The sequence below is a fragment of the Microbacterium sp. Bi128 genome, from assembly GCF_918698205.1.
Genome location: NZ_CAKKMM010000990.1, coordinates 1 through 1908 on the forward strand (window position 1 = coordinate 1; position 1908 = coordinate 1908).

Sequence of the window (1908 nt, forward strand, 5' to 3'; positions counted from 1 at the left end):
GCCCGGGCGTCCACGTAGGACCCGAAACCGCCGCCGTGGATCCAGGCGCCGGCGCCGTTGATGCCCGGTTCCAGCGTGACGATGCGGCCTGCGGCGTTGTTGAGCAGTTCACGGTCGTGGCTGATGAAGAACACGGTCTTCTTCGAATCATTCAGCTTGGCCTCGAGCCAGCGCTTGCCCGGAACATCGAGGTAGTTGTCCGGCTCGTCGAGGAGCAGCAGTTCGTCGGGGCCGGCGAAGAGGGCCTCGAGGACCAGCCGCTTCTGCTCACCGCCGGAGAGGCTCGACGCCGGGCGGTGCTGTGCCCGGTCGAACGGCAGGCCGAGGGCGGCCATGCAGACCTCGTCCCAGACGGTTTCGACGTCGTAGCCGCCGGCATCCCCCCAGTCCACGATCGCCTGGGCATAGGCCATCTGGGTGGGCTCGTCGTCGTGCTCCAGCATGGCGAGCTCTGCCTCATCGACGGTACGCGCGGCGGCGGCCAAGGCAGGCGGGGCGGCGGAGACCAGCAGGTCGCGGACCGTGGACTCGTCCCGGACCTGGCCCACGAACTGGCGCATGATGCCCATGTTGCCGGACCGGCCGATCACGCCTTCGTCCGGGACGAGGTCGCCGGAAATGATCCGGAACAGCGTGGTCTTGCCGGTCCCGTTGGGCCCGATCAGCGCTGTCTTGGTGCCGTCCGGGACCTTGAAGGTCACCCCGTTGAGCAGCTGGGTGCCGTCGGAGAGGAAGTAGTCGATGCCGGATACGTCAATATGAGCCACGCGTTCAATCTTCCCACGGCCGGGAAAGCGTCCGCTCAGCCGGCCCGGGTCAGGAACTCCTTGAGCAGCGGCCCGGACGTGGTGGCCCCGAGTCCGCCGTCCTCGACGAACACGGCGACGGCGAGGTCACCGTGCACGGCCACGATCCAGGCGTGCGTCTTGGGCGGGGTGTCGTTGCCGAACTCGGCCGTTCCGGTCTTGGCCCCGACGGGCTCGCCCGGGACGGAGGCCAGGAACCCGGCATGACCGCTGGTGACGACGGCCCGCATCATGTCAGCCAGTGCCGCGGCTTCCGCTGCAGTTACCGGCTTTTCGACGGCCGTGGCCGGTGCGGGGGCCGACGGCGTCGCGTCACCGGAGGCCGGGGCAGCCGGCGACGTGCCGGCTGTAGCCGTTCCTGTGGGGGCGGCGCCCTGGGCATCTGGGGGACTGTCGCCCTCGTTCGGATTCAATACCAGCTGGGCGGCCACCGGGGCTCCCTTGGCAACCGAGCCGGCCATGACGGCGGCGGCCAGGGGGGACAGGAGCACTTTGCCCTGGCCGATCATGGAGGCGGCATGTTCGGTTCCTTCGGCATCCCCGGGGACGGAGCCGAGGAATGCGGCCGCGCCGAGCGCAGGTGCTTCAACTGCCACGCCCAGGGAGGTCGCGGCGGATTCGAGCTGTGCCTGGGTGACGGTGTCGCGGGCGTTGATGAACGCGGTGTTGCAGGAGTGCGCAAACGCGTCGCGCAGCGTCACGGACCCCAGGGAGGACTCAGGGTATCCCTCGGCGTTCTTGAAGGTGCGGCCGTCCACCGTGAGGGTGGGCGGGCAGTCCACCTTGGAGTCGGGCGTCATGCCGTTGCGGAACATGGCCAGGGAATCGACCATCTTGAAGATCGATCCAGGGGCATACTGTCCCAGCATCGCGGTGTCGTAGCCGTTGCTGCCCGGCCCGGAGGCGGCCGCCAGGACGGCGCCGCTGGAGGGCCGGATCGCCACAATGGCCGACGCCGGGCCCACCTTGCCGAGGACGTCTTCCGCAAGCTGCTGCAGCTTCGGGTCCAGGGTGGTTTTCAGCGGGGTGCCTTCTTTTATCTCAGTCTGAAAAAGTACGCGGCGTCCCGCGTTGGGCATAGCCTGCTTCTCTGCGTCGGTGA

At 68.7% G+C, this 1908-nt stretch carries 2 protein-coding genes; both read right to left on the minus strand.

What is annotated here, in order from left to right; all coding sequences use genetic code 11:
- The coding region (locus LQV45_RS28915; RefSeq protein ID WP_230010459.1) for an ATP-binding cassette domain-containing protein at positions 1-767 on the minus strand (767 nt) is incomplete at its 3' end.
- Between the two features lie 35 nt (positions 768-802).
- On the minus strand, positions 803-1908 hold a 1106-nt coding region (locus LQV45_RS28920), incomplete at its 5' end, for a penicillin-binding transpeptidase domain-containing protein (RefSeq protein WP_253074596.1).